This is a genomic window from Thermovenabulum sp. (assembly GCF_049723235.1).
Classification (GTDB): Bacteria; Bacillota; Thermosediminibacteria; order Thermosediminibacterales; family Thermosediminibacteraceae; genus Thermovenabulum.
This window is the reverse complement of the sequence record NZ_JBNARB010000005.1, coordinates 1-18,953: the sequence shown is the minus strand read 5'-3', so window position 1 is coordinate 18,953 and position 18,953 is coordinate 1. Positions and strand designations below refer to the sequence as shown.

The following is an 18,953-nucleotide window of genomic DNA, read 5'->3' as shown; positions in this document are numbered from 1 at the left end:
ATTCAATAAAAAAATCAAAAATCCTTCTTGTAATATAAGGAAAATCCAGACCATACGACGTATCAAAAAAAGTAGTAATGAATATTATAAAAGTGGAAAAAAGATACGGAGGTGAAAATATGCCTAATTGCTTTAACGATAGAAAAGCTTTTTTGATTTTCTTAATACTGATCCTTTTAATTTTAGCAGATTAAATAATTTAAAAATATAAAAAGCGATAACCCTCGATAACTTTTCAACGAGGGTTATCGCTTATTTGTTTTCTGTCTAAAATTTTATAGATCTGCAGAGCTACTTCCAAATTCAATCTATCCCTTGAGTTTTCCAGGTTTACTCCCAGGATTTCCTGAATTCTTTGTATTCTGTAAATAATAGTATTATAATGAGTATATAAATCTTTAGAAATTTGTTTTAAGTTGCCGTTGCATTTAAAATATGCTTCTAAGGTCTTTAAAAGTTCAGTTCCGTGTTTTTCATCATACTTGACGATAGGGTCTATATATTCATTGTAAAATTTTATTAATTCATCCTCCTCGGCATTTTGATATAGCAACCTGAATATACCCAGATCCTCAAAATGAATCACTTCATTGTATTTTTGCAAAACATTACCTATCATTAATGCTTTTCGTGCATCCTGGTAGCTTTTATATATTTCAGTGATATTTCTGTAAAATCTTCCAATAGCAATTATTAAAGTTATATCCGGCAGACTTTCCTTAATTTTTTTCAGTATTTCATAACAATATTTTTTTGTGTAATTTCTGCTTTCCGCATCACTGATTTTATCCGGGACAGGTAAAAGAATTATCATGGTATCTAATTTTGTGGTAATTATTGCATTTTTTTCTTGAAGTAGATTGTTCAAAATATTAATAATTCTATTCTTTAATCTTACAAGTTCCGAGTTTTCATTGATGTTTTTTAGCTCTTTCTCTATCTTCTTTATCTCCAGTAATATTACCGTATATTGTTTTGAAGCATCAAAGCCGAAAATAGCTCCTCTTTCAACAGAAATACTTCTTTTATCGGCATCAAAAGATAATAAATCATCTATGAAACCTGAACGGTACCTCATCTCCACTTCTTTTGCTGCTATCTCCTTAATCAAGTAAAAAGCGGAGATCGTAGATGCTCTTTCAATAATATTAATCTCAAAATTTGTTATATCGTTTTTTTCTTTAAAAACATAAATTTCTCCATAATTTTGACCGGCTGCCATTATAGGAACTTTTATTACAAAAAACGTTCCACTACCATTCTGTACTTCCATTATCTCATATTCGAAGCTTCCATTTTTTTTACCAATTAATTTTATCACGGCATCGTCATATTTACTTTTCATTTCATCGTTACTATAATAGAAGTTACCAAATACTTCTTCTTTTATCATGATATTGGCCTTTAGCAAATCAGAAAGGGTTACTGCTATCTCTTTAAGTCCTCCTCCATTTATAACGACATTCATCAATTTCCCGTGAACTTCATCAAGTCTTTGTAAAAAACTTGCCTGTTTATCAAATATTTCGTGTAGAATAGGTAGCATTAAATCCGAAAATGAAGCCTCCAGCGGTAATTTGAATAATGGAAACCCCAATTTATCCGCTGCTTGAATCATAGCCTCAGGAATTTCTTTAATATATCTTCCCGGTTTAATGCCTATTGCTGCCAATCCTTTAGAATTAAGCGCAGGTATAAGAGCTTTTTGAGCATCATAATCATCCTTTATAGAATACACAGTAGTAAACAATAATTCCCCCGGCTTTACCCAGTTAATTATATCCGGAACTTCCATTATATTAACTCTTGTAATTACCCGATTAATACCCGATTTCCCCGCAATCAGTTCGGCATTTCCTAAAAGTCTTTTTTCCAGCACTTCTTTGACCGTAATACCAATCCTATCCATTAATTTATTCCCCCACTTAGGATGATCTATTTGTTATATTTCGACAAAAAGTGAAATTATCCTTTTTTTTGCTTTAAAATTTATTAACAAAAAAACCGCCAAATTGGCGGTTTTAGTAAGGTATTCTTTTTGCCGGTTCAAAAGGACATTTTGATTTCTTCATAATATTTTTATAAACTTCCAAATTTCTGTCTTCTACATGATCAAAGATCATAGGTGTGCTGGCACCATATGTGACGTATTTAATGGGGTCTGGATCGAGTTTTGCATAAATTATTTCTTCGGTACCTCTCGCCTGAGCCAGTTTTTGAGCTATGGGATTTATAATCATACTGTGTCCGAAATAAAAGTTGTTTCCTGCATCAGGTCCTACCGCATTTACAGCTACAAAATATACGTGATTATCGTAGGCCCGGGCTCTGTTTGTTAATTCCCATATATCGAAACTTCTTAAAAGTGCGGAGGGTCTTACTATAACTTCTGCACCTTTAACTACAAGCTCTCTTGCTAATTCCGGAAAATCTCCATCATAACAGATCATCACTCCAAGTTTGCAAAAAGGCAATTCAAAAACGGGTGCTTCCTTTCCAGGAGTTGACCATCCGCCCGCGCTTAACCTTTCCGTAGGAAAAAGGTGTGTCTTGCGGTAAATACCGATAATTCCTTCCGATGGTCCAATTACGACTGCGCTATTATATACCACATTGGGCTCTTCTCCCTTTTCGTACATAGGAACAACAAGATAGGCATCTAATTCCTTAGAAAGCTTTTCCATCTCTTTTGTTACTTTCCCGGGTATAGGATCCAATAAATTGTAAAACTCATAAATAGGCATATTGGGAGTAAACCCTGTGGTGGCAGATTCCGGAAAGACTATCAGCTCAGGGTTATGCAGTTTCTTTGCCTTTTTAGCCCATTCCTTTATTTTTTCCACATTATACGCTATATCGTTTGGTTTTGGAGCAATTTGTACTCCGCAAACAGTAAATTCTTTCATTAAAAAGACACCACCTTAATCTATAACCTTATGGACATAACCTTATGGACTTACCACTGTACCGAAAATCCCTTCTGCTGCCTGTAAAGCATTGTCAAGAGATGTAATTACCGCCGTTCTTTTTTTATTTTCAACAAATTTCAGTACGGCCTTTACTTTTGGTCCCATACTACCTTCTTTAAAATGTCCTTCGTCATAATATTTTTTCATTTCTTCCAATTTTACATTCATCAGATTTTTTTGATCCGGTTTTTTGTAGTTTATAGCAACATAAGGAACATCGGTTAAAATCACAAATATATCCGCATCTATTTCTTCAGCCATTTTCTCAGCAGCTAAGTCTTTATCTATTACCGCATCTATTCCTTTTAGCTCACCATTTTCATCTAAGAATACAGGTATTCCACCACCACCGCTGGCTATAACAATGGTACCTTTTGATAAAAGTTCTTTAATAGCGTCTATTTCAATAATGGTTTGCGGCTCCGGGGAAGGAACAACCCTTCGCCATCCCCTCCCGCTGTCTTCCTTCCATACCTCACCAAACTCTTCCATGGCTTTTTTAGCATGTTCTTCTGAATAAAAGGGTCCTATCGGCTTCGTAGGATTTTTAAAAGCCGGATCATCTTTTGATACTAATACCTGAGTTACAACTGTTGCCACATTGTTCTTTAAACCCGCTTTTTTCATTTCATTAAATAAACATTGCTGTATCATATAACCCAATAATCCCTGAGTAAACGCACCGCATGCATGAAGGGGCATTGAAGGAATTCCTTCCTTTTCGGCTGCTTTTTGCTGTAAATATACCTGACCAACCTGTGGACCATTTCCGTGGGTGATAAGGAGCTGGTAGCCCCGTTCTACGAGGCTTACCAGCTGTTTTGCGGTAATTTTAATATTTTCCAATTGACTTTCGAAGGTGCCTTTTTGACCGGGTTGAAGTATTGCATTACCGCCAAGTGCGACTACTACTCTCTTTTTAGCCATATTTTCCCTACTCCTCATGGAAGGCTACAATTCTGCAAATTGAAGATTCTCCGCCCACAAATCTCCACGGGAAGCAGCCAATCACGGTTCTCTTATTCAAGAGCTTATCGATGTCTCCGCCTAAGTTCTCTGCATGAATAATTCCATAAGGGAAAAGTTTAATATGCATTAACTGGTAATGGTTTGCGGGGAAGAATTCATCTAAACCTTTCCCGTATTTTTCTTTAAGATATGCATCTGCCTCCTTTGCCTGGTTGGGCATCCATTCTCTAATTTTCGTGTTCATCGGATGGTCTGCAGAACCGCAGTCAACTCCTATCCATTTAATCTTCATTTTAATACACCATTCGGCGAATTCCATGGTTGGTCCCGGATGTTTAATCATATATTTAATTTCATCAGCATTTGGCTGGTCCCAGGCATAATGATGATAGCCTGTGTGAATTATCAGAATGTCTCCTTCTCTAACATCTGCTCTTTCCATTATGTCTTTAGAAGTGTAAATTCCGTAATCTTCAGCTATATCGCTTACATCAACTACGACACCGGGTCCTACGAGAAAATCAAGAGGAAGACTTGCTATATCCCTTCCACTGGTGCAAAAATGAAGTTCGCCATCTAAATGGGTGCCCACATGGTTACTGGTAGTAATAAGTTGCCCGTTAGCTCCATTTGGAGCAAGTCTTTTGAAAAATTTGATTTGCAGTGGTTCATAAGTAGGCCATGGTGGTGTAAGATGACTTAAAGGTTGTGTTAAATCATACATTTTTACTTTTTCTAAAAAACTCATTGTTATTTTACCTCCTCATAATTTAAATTGATAAATTTAGTATTTCCCACAAAACCTTTTACTCAATGTTATACTCTTCAGCAAAGGCAATAAGCGCATCTTCAAAACATTTCATTGGGGGATTTACCAATCCTGCCCCTACCTGACCAATTCCCGGGTTTTTATGGGCTATTCCCGTGTTAATTATTGGTAATATTCCCGTTTCGATAACCTTTCTGATGTCTATTCCGGTTGGGGTTCCTTTAAAATCAAGATAAGGAATCCTATAGGCATTGTTTTCAGTTAGCGTAATTTCATACATACTCTGGGTATAATTAATGGCATCTTTAACCGTACCGCCTACAAATTGTACAATTGCAGGTGCTGCGGCCATTGCAAAGCCACCAATACCGATTGTTTCAGAAATTACGCTGTCACCTATATCTGGATTTGCATCCTCGGGGCCAAAACCTGGGAAATAAAGACCTCTTATTTTCTCTGCAGGTGCAGTAAACCATCTATCTCCAAGCCCACTTACTCTGATGCCAAAATCCGTTCCATTCCTCGCCATTGTGTAAACCATCGTGCTTCCTTTTATGCCCTTTGCAGAGTCTGCTGTAGCTTTGCATGCAGCCATTGATAAATTTAAGAAGAAATGGTCATTTCCATTAATAAATTCAAATACCTTTGCCACATCTTCCTTTGGAAGACTGCTCTTTACAAGACCCGGGGCAATTTGCCTTAAAAATAGCGATGTACCGGCTCTATTTCTGTTATGGCATTCATCTCCCATCATCAGAGCCTGAACCTGTAAGTTTTTTACATCAATTTCACCTACTATTGACAGAGCTTCTTTTAAGGCAGGACCGAGTACCTCTTCCATCCATTTTAATCTCTTTATAACATCTTCACCGTAAGCGCCAAATCTTAATGCCTTTCCAAGACCTTCATTCAAGTTACAGTAAGCTTTGTTACCGTAGGTTTTATTTTCTACTATAAAAACCGGCATTGATGGTGATGTAACACCGGCCATCGGTCCTACTGCATTATGATGGTGACAGGAATCAAAAGTAATTTCTCCCGAGCTTGCAAGTTCTATAGCTTCATTTTCATCCTTTGCCAGTCCTTCATATATCAGCGCCCCAACTATAGCTCCCTTCAAGGGGCCTGACATCCTATCCCATGTAACCGGTGGACCGGCATGTAAAATAGTCTTAGGAGTCATGCCGGGAATTACATCTAAAGCTTTTCCGATACCTACAAGAACGGGTTGGCTGTTTAAAAATCTCTGAACCGCTTCTTGATTTGCTCTTTCAATATCTACCAATTTGTTTTCCCCCTTTAAAACTTTATTTTAATTTCTTTAGTATGGATAATAGTTTTGCATTACCTCCTGCAGGAGGCCTGAATTCCACGTGGATTACCGGAACCTTCAAACTTTTTAAATCATCTCTGAAACCAGTAATTCCAATGTTTACAACCTTCAATTCCTTTTTGAAAAGTTCGTTAATCTTAGACAATAACGTCACCTCCTTAAAATTAAGCCTCAACAATTGACATGGCTATCTCTACTGCTCTTTTATTAGTAGTTGTCACTATTGCCCCGGCTCTTTCTAATTCTTCTTTCTGTTTTCTATAATCCTGAGGATCTTCGTAGGTTCCACAAAGAGAAATAACAAATATTATATTGTTGCCTTTTTTCAAAGCAATTTCCCGGGCTTTTTGAATGGCAGGTACCAGTTCCGAAGAAGGATCCTTATGAGCACCGTATCCTAAAACCACATCCAGTAAGATAACCGCTACTTCTTCGGATTCTGCTTCTTTTAAAATCCTCTCCACCCTCTGGGTATAATCGATCATGGGATGCGGTTTACCGCGGGTAAATTCATCATCCCCCATATCAATTACTGTATGCTGTATGCTTTGATCCTTTGAAGGAAGTTTCTCCTCTTCAGTTAAGGCAATGTTAGAATATACTCTCGGGAATTTCTTTTTCATTATCACCATTGCTTCATCGCAAAGGCTTCCTCCCGAGTAAAGCCCTCTAATGTATTTTTGATTGACATTAAGGCTCTTTCTAATTTTTTCAATATCGATTCTTACCTCTTCCTCCTCAGGCAGCTTTGCAAGTTTTCCGTAACATGCTTCGTAAGCTTTAAATGCAGTCTCTTCCAGTGTGGAAGCAGTTTCCAGTCCATATTTTTCAGCAAAGGACAAATCGGCACCAATAAAATGTACTATGACTTTTTTATTAGTATTTTTTATCTTCTCTATGACTCTTTCCATCACTTCTTTTGCGGGTGGTTTTGAAATAAGAACTATACAATCGGTTTCATCATCTTCAATTAAGGCTTCAATTCCCATCGTCATCATTATTCCACCGACTTCAGCTTTTAAATCCCTGCCGCCTGTACCTATTACCTGAGAAACTCCTCCTCCAAGTCTTGTAATTATTGAAGAAACCTCTTGAGTCCCTGTTCCGGAGGCACCGACAATACCGATTTTCCCTCGCCTAACTTTATTTGCAAAGGCCAGGGGAACACCATTTATTATTGCCGTACCGCAGTCAGGCCCCATCATTAGAAGACCTTTTTCCCGGGCAATATTCTTTAGTTTTATTTCATCCTCCAGAGAAACATTATCGCTGAATAGCATCACATGAAGCCCGGCCTCTAAAGCTTTTTTCGCTTCTTCAGCCGCATACATACCGGGTACCGAGATTAATGCCAGGTTTAAATCAGGAACCATCTGTAGTGCCATCTCCAGAGTCCTCGGGTTGTATTCGCTTCCCTGAGCCTGGGTTCTTTTTGTTAGCATTTCTTCCACTTTATTTTTAGCAACTTCAATACTTTGTTCATTTTCCGCCTTAATTGCAATTACTAAGTCATTAGGCGTAGCTTCCAGTACTTCGTCATTTATCATGTCTACATTTTTTAGGGTTTCTTTATTAAAATCCGTTGCCATTACCACTACAGCTTCTTTTATCCCTTCGATATTTTTCACTTCTCTTGAAATTGTCATCAACATGACCGAATCAAAAAAAGAGTTCTTTTTAATTACTATTTCTTTTACCATTTTTCCCCGGAATAACCGGATTACACCTCCTTGAATTTCTTAATGCCATCTATTATTCCTAAAGCCCAAAAGCATCCCGATGTAGCTCCGATATTTAACAATTTATGAAAATTATCTTCTATGGATCCGGGTTCATCAGGATGAAAAAGGCTTATAAGCAAATCAATAACCAGTTTGGGACCTCCAAACATTGCCGCTGTTTTTAGCATTTGGTAGCTGACAATGTTGGTTTTATTTTTTGATTTCCTTATTATTTTCAGGTTTTCTTTAAATGAGCGAAAAATTTGCTTTTTCGTTAAAAAAAACATAAAGTTTTTTGCCATCATATAACCGCTTAAAAAATCGTCAAAAGCCGGAGTAAGCCCCGGTCCTAAGCCAATCATCGAAGACAATTCTTTTTCCGCTAAGTTAATTATTTTTTTTCTTACTGACAAAGTTAAGTCATCGTATTTTGAAAGTTCTTCATTTGCTATCGATTCCAATAAAGATATCTTTGAAATCAATGACTTTTTATCATAAGATAAATTTTTTTCATTTAAATGCTCAAAAAGATAGCTAAAAGGGTTAAAAATATTAATATCATAAACATAAAAAAGCGGGGTATTATTAAAAAATAAAATATCGTCATGAAAATTTACCGTAGATCCCTCAAAATTCACCGGCAAGGTTTCAAAATTACCGGTAAAGCTAATAGATATATTATAAAAATTTAAAAAATCATCCTTTTTTACAATACCTATCAGCTCATTATCAAACAGAATGTTTATGGCATTTTTAAAAACACTGTGAATTTTACCCTTTTTCCTTAAACTTAAAATTCTCAGTGCTTTTTTTCCGGCAGTAACATTAATATAAATCATATTAATTCTCCATTACTTTATTGATTAAGAAATTCGATATTGTCAAAGCTATTCCTTTGTTAAACTATCACAATAAATGTTCTAATTTTTTATTATTTGATTCATAAAAAATAATATAGCTTCTAATACTCCGCCTCCTACAGCTCTTGCTTTATCAGAAATGGTATAGCAATTTTCTACAACTCCGGTAGGATCCACATCTCCTATTTTTAAACCTTCATATACTTCAAAACCGTCCCGTATCATGCCCCTTAAAACACCATTAATCCTGGCTTTTACTTCAACATTACCTATAACTGCTACAGTTTCGCCGGTTTTTACCAAACTACCTATATCTTTTAAAACCTTTATTTTGCCGGAGGCAGGGGCATAAAGCACTCTTTCCCGAGCGTAACCCATAATTTCTCCCGGTACTCCGGTATTGTCCTCAGCACTTCCACAATAAATAACCTTACCCAGATTATGTCCTCTTTTAGTTTCAATTACGGCATGGCAATCCTTCCCCGCCTCGAATCCCGGCCCTACACCTATAACAATGTCTGCCATTTCTATTTTTGTACCCAGGTTTTTTTTTGCAAGAATTGCATCTACAAGAGCAAGGGGCTTAATGTAAGATAAATATTTCAGTTCAGGGTCAATCAGTACCGGAATTTTACCTTCTTCTGCTACTCGCAGAGCCATATCAGGATCCTTCGAAAAAATTGCCTTTACTCCTTCAATTTCTTTTTCTCCATCGTAAATTGCTTCAGAAAAGCATACTTTCCTTCGAATTGAAGTTGGATGTTCTGTTTCAGTCATTATCACCTTAAAGCCAGAAATAAATAAGCGGTAGGCTATACCGCTTGCGATATCCCCCGCTCCCCGGATTAAAATTTTAGTATTATGAATTTTATAAATGCTCATTCCGCTTCCCCTTCCAATTTCATGGATTTTCCAGTAGCATTATTTTTTACCTTTAAAATTTCCGCGAGGATACTAATAGCTATTTCTTCAGGTGTTTCCGCGCCCAAATCAAGACCTATAGGTGAATATACCCGGTTTAATTTTTCCTGCTCAATACCTTCTTTTTTCAATGCCTCAAAGGTTTCCTTGACCTTTTTTCTGCTGCCTATCATTCCTATATATTTGGCAGTTTTGTTAATCGCTATTTTTAGAGCTTCCCTATCAAAAAGATGCCCTCTTGTAGCAATTACAATAAAAGTATTTTGGTCAGTGGAATATCCATCTAATGCTCTGGAAATATTATCTACAATTACTTCTGCCTCTGGAAATCTCTCTGTGTTAGCCCATTCTTCTCTATCATCAATAATAACCATGTCAAAATGAAGATGTTTTGCAAAATTATATATAGCAAAATTAACGTGTCCTCCACCAATTAAAATTAATTTCGCCCTCTTTTTAAAAACTTCTATAAATACCTCAACTTCCCCACCGCATATCATTGGTAAGGAATTTTCTTTTTTACTGTCTAAAACAAACTTTAATACTTTTGTTCTCCCGTTTTTAATGCACTCTAACGATTCCATTATTACCTTTTTTTCGAGAATTCCACCACCTACAGTTCCTTTAATGCTTCCATCTTCAAAGATTATCATTTTTGAATTTTCGTGTCTCGGTGCCGATCCTTCCGATTTAATAATTGTCGCAATCGCAAAGTTTTTACCTTCTCTTTCGGCATTTAAGGCTTCAGCAAAAATATTCATTTTAACCCTCCTTTTTCAATTAAATGTGTCAATATCTATTAGAATTCCTTCATCATCAACTTCTACAAATTTTACCTTTTCTTGATGGTTTTTGATCACCTCTCTTGCTCCCATATCTTTAAATACCCTCCTCACCTCTTCAACATATTTAGTTGAAAATATTGGTGGATGGCCTTTTTTCCCCTGAAATGTTGGTATTACTATTTCCTTATAATTTGAAAATTCTTTTATTAAAGTATTTAAGGTTTCCTTTTTTATATATGGCATATCTCCCAGAAGAATTGCAAATCCATCCGCTTCCTTTGGCAGATTTTCAACACCCTTTTTTAATGTATACCCCATGCCCAAATTCCAATTTTCATTGTAGACATGAGAAATATTATATATCTTTGATAATTCTTCACAGAAATCCTTTTCCTTCCCCGAAACAAGAATTATACCTTCAAATTCTGCCTCTTTAGCACTTTCGATAACCCACTGCAGCATTGGTTTCCCATCAACTACCTTAGAAAGTTTATTACCTCCTGCTCTTTTACCTTCGCCACCCGCCAGAACAATCGCATAAATTTTCATCATTAACCTCCATTGTCCGTCATCAAAATATTTTTCTCAAAAGAAGTAATGAGTATTTTTGCTAAAGATAAATTATCACTTCTTTTTTTAATTTCTTTTATAATTTTAGTCGCCCAATTTTGCCTATCGGGATTATCCGCTTTATTCAATATAAGAATTTTTTCAGAGTCATCCGGTGAGGTTTTAAAAAGACCCTTTCCACTAATTATTAAATCAGCTACCATTTTTTCATCAATATTATCCCCTATTTTATAACCGAATTCTCTGCTAAAGTCTTCAGCCCTGTGGAATATTTGGTTGTCCAATTTTTCTCCCATACAGTCAAGTCCCACTATACCTATTACTTTTGTAGTAAGTTCGGGAATAACAGGTTCATAATATGCATGAAACTTTATCGGCTTTCTTTTAGAGCCATCCGCTTCAATCAGGATATAATCAAACATATTCTTTTCAAAAATTATATTATAAAAACTCTTATTTAAGCCTTCAAGTTTATTTTCTTCCACAATTCTTTTACCCGATATTATAATTAAATTTTTTTCGGCCTTGATACTATTCAAAACCTCTTCTTCATCGCCTAATATTACCTTGAAATTTTCCTCAGACTCGGGCAAATAAATTTTTGTAGTTGTGCTTAACAAAACTTTTTTCCCCACCTTTGAAAGCTCAAGAGCAAGATTAAAAAGTAAAGTGGTTTTTCCCCCTCCGCCTACCGCCGAAATCATTTCTTTTTCTTTTAATTCAAGTATTTCAGTTAAAATCATAAAAACCTCCTGAAAGATTATAAAAGGGCGGTAATTACCCGCCCTCTTTTTATCACTCCGCAGATTCTTCACTTCTCGGTAGGATTTGATTTAAAATAATCCCTACCAGTGCAGCAAGGCCCATGCCGCCCATTTTGAAAGATCCAATATTTATTACTGCTCCACCGATACCCAGCACCAGGATTACACTCGCGATTATGAGATTTCTCGGTTGTTTAAAATCCACCTGATTTTCTACCACGGTTCTTACACCGATACTTGCTATCATACCGAATAATACTATTGAAATTCCACCAATTACCGGTTCGGGAATGGTCCTAATAGCCGCTCCCACCTTTTGAATAAAGGATAGGAGTATAGCCATACATGCAGCAATTCTCATTACCTCTGGTTTCCATACCCTTGTCAAAGCAAGTACACCGGTGTTCTCAGAATAAGTAGTGTTTGCAGGTCCGCCGAAAAGTCCTGCAAGAGCTGTACCTATACCATCACCTATCATTGTCCTGTGAAGACCGGGGTCTTTAATAAAATCTTCTTCTACCGTTGCGCTTACAGCAAGTACGTCACCTACATGTTCTACCATAGTAGCTACCGCTACGGGAGCAATTAAACCAATAGCAGCGGCATTAAAGACCGGCCATGTGAATCTCGGAACGGCAATCCATGGAGCCTGGAGAACCGGTTCAAAGTTAATAATCCCAGCAATAGCCGAAACAATATAACCAACTATTAAGCTTATTATAACGGGAACAAGCTTGATAAAACCTTTGGCATAAATATTAATAATTATGGCGGTTAGAAGCACTATAAAAGCTATGATCCAGTTTTTGCTTGCGCTACCAATTGCTACTGGAGCAAGGGTTAATCCTATAACCATAATAATAGGACCGGTAATTACCGGAGGAAGCAATTTTTCGATAAAGCTTGGACCTAAGAAATAAACAAAGGCAGCCATTACGCAGTATAAAAGACCGGCTACAATGATTCCTCCCTGAGCCGCGGGTATACCGTACTGTTTTACCACCAATGCTACGGGGGCAATAAAGGCAAAGGATGAACCTAAAAATACCGGAACCTTTCTTTTTGTTACGAGATGAAACCATAAAGTTCCTATACCTGCTGTAAAAAGTGCTACACCGACATCAAGACCGGTCAAAAGAGGTACCAGTACCGTGGCTCCGAACATGGTAAAAGTGTGCTGGATACCCAGTATTAATAGCTGGTGAAAGGGTAAATAATCCCCTGCCCTTACAGGGCCGCGAATTTGTCCATTTTTTGTTGCCATTTAACACCCTCCTAATAATATTGTTTGATATTACATACTAAAAAATTATCAACCCCCTTTTTTGAAAATTTATTTAATGGTTATTTTTAAAATATTGTTTTTTTATGATACTTTTTATACTTTTCTATTTATACTATTCTTTTTTTAATTTAACTTACCTTTGTTTTATCTTTACAAATATGCGGTAATTTATATGTTGCATGAATATAAAAATAGATTTAATTATATTTTACAATATATTTTAAGATATTACCATTTAAAAAACCGCTTTTAGGACATGCAACCTAAAAGCGGTTTTAGTCAACAAATAGATTATCTTGTTTTAGGTAAAATTTGGTTTAAGATAACACCTACTATCGCTGCTAATCCCATTCCACCCAGTTCAAGCCCATTCCCAATTTTAATAACAGCATCTCCAATTCCCAATACCAAAATAACGCTGGCAATTATCAAGTTTCTTGAATCAGTAAAATCAATATCATTTTCTACTACAGTCCTAACTCCTATGCTTGCGATCATGCCAAATAAAACTATTGAAATTCCGCCAATTACTGCATTTGGTATGGTGCTAATCGCTACGCTAAGCTTCTGAATAAAAGATAAAATTATAGCAAAAATAGATGCTACCCACATTACCTGCGGTTTCCATACCTTAGTGAGTGCAAGAACTCCCGTATTTTCTGAATATGTTGTTTTAGGAGGCCCTCCAAAAAATGCAGAAATAATCGTGCTGGTACCATCTGCAAACATACATTTGTGGATTCCCGGATTTTTTATAAAATCTTCTTCCACCGTTGCGCCTATTGCTAAAATATCTCCTACTAATTCTACTATAGGTGCTATTGCTGCGGGAGCAATTATCGCAATCGCTGCAGGATTATATTTTGGAAGCGTGATAGTAGGAAGGGAAAACCATTTCGCGTTATATATGGGATTGAGATCAACAACTCCCATTAACAAAGAAACAAAATACCCTATTGCCAGCCCGATAATAACGGGAATTAATTTAATCATTCCCTTGCCAAAAATATTTACAATAATAACCGTAATCAAAACAATGAAGGCTATCGTCCAGTTGGTGCTGGCATTTTTTATTGCAACAGGAGCTAAGGACAATCCTATCACCATAATGATTGGACCTGTAACAATAGGAGGAAATATTCTTTCAATAAATTCAGGTCCCAGTTTATAAATAAAAAACGACATTATCACGTATAAAAGACCAGCTGCTATAATACCACTAAGAGAATCTGCAACACCATATTTTTGTACGGTTAAAGCTAAAGGAGCAATGAAGGCGAAGGATGACCCGAGAAATACGGGCACCCTTCCCTTAGTTATAAAATGAAACCATAACGTGCTTATTCCAGCGGTTAAAAGTGAAACTCCCACATCAAAACCCGTTAATATAGGAACTAAAACGGTCGCACCGAACATAGTAAAAGTGTGCTGCAATCCTAAAATCAGCAGTTGATAGAAGGGTAGATAATCTCCTGCTCTAATTGGACCCCTTTCAACTGCTACGACTTTTTTTTCAACAAATGCCATTTGCTTTCCTCCTATTTTTAATGATTACATGTATTAATTAATATTATTTTAATCCTGCTTCTTTCAGAGCTTTCCAAATTCTTTCTGAGGTAAGAGGCTGATCGTTGATATTTACTCCAATTGCATCATATATAGCATTTGCAATTGCGGCGTTTACGCTGATCATCGGATGTTCCGCAACACCCCTTGCTCCATAAGGACCATCTAACTGCGGTGTTTCTACAAAATCAGTCACTATCTCGTCTGGAATATCCTTTGCTGTTGGTATTTTATAATCGGTAAAGGAATTATTTAATAATTTACCTTCTTTATTGTAGATATAACCTTCAAATAATCCCGTTCCTATTCCCTGAACAACGCCGCCTTTTACCTGTCCTTCAGCCAAAAGTTTATTAATTACCTTGCCAACGTCAAATGTGGATGCAATCTTCTTTATTCTCAAGTCTCCCGTTTTAATATCTATCTCTACTTCTACCCCATGAGCACCATAGGTCCAGTCAATTGCAGGTAATCCTTGACCTGTTTCGGGATCCAAAATTGTTAAACCTTGAGCAATATATTTGCCTCTTCCTATAATAGGTCCGCCGATGGCATTTCCGTTTGGATATACGTAGCCAAGGGCTAATTCTTTATAAGTTACATATTCATCGGGGTTATGTTTAATATATACCCTTTCATCGCCTATCTCTAATTCATCCTTAGGTGCTCTTAAAACAGCAGAGGCAACTTCCTTCATCTGCTCGATCATATCATTGCATGCTCTAATTACCGCATTTCCACCCATAAACAGGAATCGACTCGCGACCGTTTGCCAGTCATAGGGATCGGTCTTGGTATCGCAATCCCAAACCATAATTATCTTTTCTACGGGCATTTTCAACGTATCCGCTGCAATTTGAGCAAGAGCGGTATAAGTTCCCTGTCCCATATCGGTTCCGCTAACAGAAATACTTACGGTACCATCATCATTAAATTTTGCAACAGCTGAGCAGGATGTAAAAGTAGGCATAGCAGGTGCTTTATGCAATACAGCCAACCCTTTACCGATTATCTTTCCGTTAGCTATTTCAGCTTTTCTTTCTTCATCGGTCTTCTTTTTACCCCAGCCGATCTCCTTGGCAACAGATTCCAAACATTTATCTACTCTACCCGTATTTTCTCTTATTTTTTCACCGGTAATTGTAATTGAACCCGGCTTTAAAACATTTTTCATTCTGAATTCATAGGGATCCATTCCGAGCTCATGAGCCACCATATCCATCTGTCTCTCAATAGCCCACATGAACTCTACATGACCGAATCCGCGATAAGCAGTTCCGAATACATGATTGGTATAAATCGTATAAGAATCTAACTTTACATTTTCTATATCGTAAGGACCCGCTCCGGAGTATCCAGCTGCCCTGCCTATATTTACTCCATAGTCAGCATATGCACCGGCATCCCAGTAATAAGTTATCTCTTGTGCTAAAATTCTACCCTCTTTGGAAACACCTGTTTTTATTCTTGCTACCAGAGCCTGACGGCAGGGAAGTGTATTAAACTCTTCTTCTCTTTTAGCTACTAATTTTACAGGTCTTCCACCCGCTTTTTTGGAAAGAAGTGCTGTAAGAGGTTCTAAATGGATTCCGGCCTTGCCTCCGAACCCTCCTCCGAGGTAAGGTACCTCTACTTCAATCTTGGCATGGGGTATTCCCAAGGTAACGCTCATTAAATTCCTCACTGCAAAAGGAGATTGAGCGGAGGTATATACTTTTATCCTGTCATTGGGCAGCCATTCAGCAATTACCACATGGGTTTCCATCGGAACATGCGCTACCTGTGGCATCCTGAATTCGTTTTCAATTATCTTATAGGATTCTTTAAATCCTTTTTCTACATCGCCTTTTCTCAGTTTATGATGGTTGGCAATATTTGTACCGGGTACAGGATGGAATACGCCTTTCATGAATTCATACGATCCTAACTCTTCATGAACGAGAGGTGCGTCCTCCTTTATAGCTTCCACAGGATCGAACACGGGAGGCAGTAATTCGTATTCCACTTCGATAAGAGAAATTGCCTGTTCTGCAATTTCTTCACTTACCGCAGCTACCGCTGCTACAGGTTCTCCCTGGTATCTTACCTTGCCTTTCGCAAGAATATCTTTATCTCTAAGGTAAAGACCCTGCTTATAATTCAATTCTTCGCCGGTAAGAACTGCCTTTACTCCCGGTAACTCCTTTGCCCTGCTTACATCAATTCTCTTAATTTTGGCATGGGCATGGGGGCTCAAAAGCATTTTTGCATATAGCATACCGGGAAGCATTAAATCATTCACATATTTTGCTATTCCGGTAACCTTTTCAAAGCTTTCTACCCTTGGAATTCCCTTCCCAATATAGCTTTCCATTATTCAATCCTCCCTTCAGCAACATCCTTAATGGCATCAATAATTGGGAAATAGCCGGTACAACGGCATAAATTACCGGCAATTGCTTCTTTAATCTCCTCTTCGGAGGGATTTGGATTTCTATCGAGTAAAGCTTTTGCCGACATTATCATACCGGGGGTACAAAAACCGCACTGAAAAGCCTGATGTTTTATAAACGCTTTTTGAATCTTTGATAATTCGTTGTCCTTAGCAATTCCTTCTATTGTGATTATCTCTGCCCCATCGGCTTCTACGGCAAGAACTAAACAGGAATTAACCGCTTTTCCATTCATTATAACCGTGCATGCACCGCATTCTCCTGCCCCACAACCTTCTTTGGTTCCGGTTAAAAATAAATCTTCTCTCAAAAACTGAAGAAGGGTTTTGTTTTCTTTCACATTAACCGTATATTTCTCTCCGTTTACGGTAACGGTAATTTCCTTCACCTTTTTCACCCCTATCTACATAATTTCATTAACAATCTTCTCAACAAAGACTTCAAGCATTGCACGCCTGTATTCAGCCGTAGCCCTTATATCTGTAATTGGATTGACTTCACTTAATATTTTTTCTTTGCTAACTTTGATGGCTTCCTCTTTTCCGAGGCCTTTTACATCTACTTCTATAAGTTTTGGAGTAATAGCACATGCTCCTATGCCGAAGTACAAATAATCATCCATCCTGTATCCTGCCACTCCTACGATTGACAGGTCATGCCCTTTAATCCTGGATTTTTTGTAATACTTACCGTGCCCATCACTTACGGGTATAGATATCCCTACCAATATTTCGTCTTGTTTTAAGACAGTCTTTTTTACACCTAAGAAAAAGTCTTTTAAGGAAAGTTCCTTTATTCCTTCATTTCCGTAAATAACCGCCTTCGCCTGTAAGACCAGCAACGGTGACGCCATATCCGCAGCCGGAGAAGCATTGCAAAGATTTCCTCCAACCGTAGCCCTGTTCCTGACTTGATAGGAGGCCAAAACGCTACCGGCCTCTTTAAGAATTGGGTATTTTTTTTCAATCTTTTCATCTTCTACTATTTCGTTTATAGTAACGGTAGCTCCGATAAAAAGTTTGTCATTTTCTACCCTAATTCCTTTTAAATCTTCAATACCTTTAATATCAACCAGAACTTCAGGCGAAATAACCTTGTTCCTCATATTGACCAGCAAATCTGTTCCACCCGCTAATACTTTACTGCCCGGCACGCTCAATACCTTTACCGCTTCTTCCTTACTCTTCGGCTTAATATACTCAACAGCTTTTATCAAAATAGCCCTCCTCCCGCTACTTTTTTAGTACATAATAATTTCTTCAATCATTTTTATTCTATAAAAATGTCACAATACCTTTAGTAATTATATACAAATATTAAACTTACAATTTATATTTAAAATTAAACTAAACTCGAAAATTTGATATTTGTGAATAAAATCTCATTTAAATATTTTTTATAAAATTACCAATCCTAACAATCCACTTAAAATTATTACGAGTCCGGGATGGATTTTAAAATATAAACTTAAAAACGACAGAATTAAAATTAGTACACCGTTTAACCCCCATTTGGCTGATTTTGCCATTTCCATAGCAAAGGCAAGGAGAAGTCCAATCGTTCCAAATTTAATACCCGTTAAAAAGGCTTTAAAGCCCGGATTTACCGATAACTTGTTAAAAACCGAATACAATATCATTACTCCTATTACAGGAGGCAGTAAAATACCTATATTTGCCGCAAGAACCCCAAAAATTCCCGCTTCTTTATAACCGGTATAAGTAGCAAACTTCATAGAAATGGCTCCCGGAATTCCCTGGGTAATACCCAATATCTCCAAAAACTCATCTTTTGTAAGCCAGTGGTAATTAAAAACCACTTCCCTTTCAATAAGGGGTATTAAAGTATAGCCTCCTCCTATGCTTAGAGCTCCTACCCTGAAAAAAGCAATGAATAAAACAATAATGTTTTTCATACTTACCTCCATTTTTAATAATTTTTAGTTATTTTTTACTTAACCATCCATGTTTAGTAAAACACAACCATTGATGAAAATAGATTTTGAGTTT

The 18,953-nt window shown here is 37.0% G+C and carries 18 protein-coding genes; all 18 read right to left on the bottom strand.

The window, feature by feature from the left end:
- Window positions 1-235 precede the first annotated feature (235 nt).
- Window positions 236-1,909, bottom strand: a complete 1,674-nt coding sequence (locus ACPLOV_RS03895) for a PucR family transcriptional regulator (RefSeq protein WP_424908999.1) — start codon at window positions 1,907-1,909, stop codon at window positions 236-238.
- 112 nt (window positions 1,910-2,021) lie between these two features.
- Complete coding sequence (locus ACPLOV_RS03890) at window positions 2,022-2,906, bottom strand: carbon-nitrogen hydrolase family protein (RefSeq protein ID WP_424908998.1); 885 nt, start codon at window positions 2,904-2,906, stop codon at window positions 2,022-2,024.
- Window positions 2,907-2,948: 42 nt separating this feature from the next.
- A complete protein-coding gene (gene arcC, locus ACPLOV_RS03885) occupies window positions 2,949-3,896 on the bottom strand; it encodes a carbamate kinase (protein WP_424908997.1) in 948 nt (315 codons plus the stop codon).
- A 7-nt stretch (window positions 3,897-3,903) separates the two neighbouring features.
- A complete protein-coding gene (locus ACPLOV_RS03880) occupies window positions 3,904-4,686 on the bottom strand; it encodes a cyclase family protein (protein ID WP_424908996.1) in 783 nt (260 codons plus the stop codon).
- A gap of 58 nt (window positions 4,687-4,744) precedes the next feature.
- A complete protein-coding gene (locus ACPLOV_RS03875; protein WP_424908995.1) occupies window positions 4,745-5,992 on the bottom strand; it encodes a DUF1116 domain-containing protein in 1,248 nt (415 codons plus the stop codon).
- Window positions 5,993-6,014: 22 nt separating this feature from the next.
- Window positions 6,015-6,194, bottom strand: a complete 180-nt coding sequence (locus ACPLOV_RS03870) for a fdrA domain protein (protein ID WP_424909001.1) — start codon at window positions 6,192-6,194, stop codon at window positions 6,015-6,017.
- 10 nt (window positions 6,195-6,204) lie between these two features.
- Entirely contained in the window at window positions 6,205-7,740 is a 1,536-nt protein-coding gene (fdrA, locus tag ACPLOV_RS03865) for an acyl-CoA synthetase FdrA (RefSeq protein WP_424908994.1), read from the bottom strand.
- Between the two features lie 20 nt (window positions 7,741-7,760).
- Complete coding sequence (locus ACPLOV_RS03860; RefSeq protein ID WP_424908993.1) at window positions 7,761-8,600, bottom strand: DUF2877 domain-containing protein; 840 nt, start codon at window positions 8,598-8,600, stop codon at window positions 7,761-7,763.
- Between the two features lie 81 nt (window positions 8,601-8,681).
- On the bottom strand, window positions 8,682-9,503 hold the full coding sequence (yqeB, locus tag ACPLOV_RS03855) for a selenium-dependent molybdenum cofactor biosynthesis protein YqeB (protein ID WP_424908992.1): 822 nt from the start codon (window positions 9,501-9,503) through the stop codon (window positions 8,682-8,684).
- The gene (locus ACPLOV_RS03850) at window positions 9,500-10,303 is read right to left on the bottom strand and encodes an XdhC family protein (RefSeq protein WP_424910673.1); all 804 of its coding nucleotides are present in this window, start codon (window positions 10,301-10,303) and stop codon (window positions 9,500-9,502) included. Before ACPLOV_RS03850 ends, yqeB begins: the two co-directional genes overlap by 4 nt.
- A gap of 15 nt (window positions 10,304-10,318) precedes the next feature.
- Entirely contained in the window at window positions 10,319-10,876 is a 558-nt protein-coding gene (locus ACPLOV_RS03845; protein WP_424908990.1) for a nucleotidyltransferase family protein, read from the bottom strand.
- A gap of 2 nt (window positions 10,877-10,878) precedes the next feature.
- The gene (gene yqeC / locus ACPLOV_RS03840) at window positions 10,879-11,640 is read right to left on the bottom strand and encodes a selenium cofactor biosynthesis protein YqeC (protein ID WP_424908989.1); all 762 of its coding nucleotides are present in this window, start codon (window positions 11,638-11,640) and stop codon (window positions 10,879-10,881) included.
- Between the two features lie 52 nt (window positions 11,641-11,692).
- Window positions 11,693-12,925 (bottom strand): uracil-xanthine permease family protein, encoded by a 1,233-nt coding sequence (locus ACPLOV_RS03835; protein ID WP_424910672.1) that lies wholly within the window; start codon window positions 12,923-12,925, stop codon window positions 11,693-11,695.
- Window positions 12,926-13,237: 312 nt separating this feature from the next.
- Window positions 13,238-14,473, bottom strand: coding sequence for a uracil-xanthine permease family protein (locus ACPLOV_RS03830; protein WP_424910671.1), 1,236 nt, complete (start codon window positions 14,471-14,473; stop codon window positions 13,238-13,240).
- Window positions 14,474-14,516: 43 nt separating this feature from the next.
- Complete coding sequence (locus ACPLOV_RS03825; protein WP_424908986.1) at window positions 14,517-16,865, bottom strand: xanthine dehydrogenase family protein molybdopterin-binding subunit; 2,349 nt, start codon at window positions 16,863-16,865, stop codon at window positions 14,517-14,519.
- On the bottom strand, window positions 16,865-17,332 hold the full coding sequence (locus tag ACPLOV_RS03820; RefSeq protein ID WP_424908985.1) for a (2Fe-2S)-binding protein: 468 nt from the start codon (window positions 17,330-17,332) through the stop codon (window positions 16,865-16,867). The genes ACPLOV_RS03825 and ACPLOV_RS03820 overlap by 1 nt, the downstream gene beginning before the upstream one ends.
- A gap of 15 nt (window positions 17,333-17,347) precedes the next feature.
- Window positions 17,348-18,160: an FAD binding domain-containing protein gene (locus ACPLOV_RS03815; RefSeq protein ID WP_424908984.1), complete on the bottom strand. Its 813-nt coding sequence runs from the start codon at window positions 18,158-18,160 to the stop codon at window positions 17,348-17,350.
- 180 nt (window positions 18,161-18,340) lie between these two features.
- Complete coding sequence (locus ACPLOV_RS03810) at window positions 18,341-18,859, bottom strand: chromate transporter (protein WP_424908983.1); 519 nt, start codon at window positions 18,857-18,859, stop codon at window positions 18,341-18,343.
- Between the last annotated feature and the right edge of the window lie 94 nt (window positions 18,860-18,953).